At 46.0% G+C, this 224-nt stretch carries 1 protein-coding gene; it reads right to left on the reverse strand.

Annotation, left to right across the window (positions count from 1 at the left end):
* Positions 1–224 (reverse strand): bifunctional ornithine acetyltransferase/N-acetylglutamate synthase (locus AB1471_RS18110; protein WP_367781098.1); only part of this gene is annotated, 224 nt, incomplete at both ends.

The raw sequence follows: 224 nt of genomic DNA on the forward strand, positions 1-224 counted from the left end.
ATTCTTCTCCTGTACACGCATTTGCAATTCCAGAATTGATGATTACTGCCTGAGACTTGATCTTAGATTCCAAAATCTGCCGGTCCCACTTCACCGGAGCCGCTTTTACTACATTGGTCGTAAAGGTTCCTGCCACTTTGCACGGTTTTACACTGTATACAAGTGCCATATCTGTTCTGTTTTCATACTTGATCCCTGCCGCTGCTGCCGCTGCCTCAAATCCT

This window comes from Jeotgalibacillus marinus (assembly GCF_040801915.1).
GTDB lineage: Bacteria > Bacillota > Bacilli > Bacillales > Jeotgalibacillaceae > Jeotgalibacillus > Jeotgalibacillus marinus.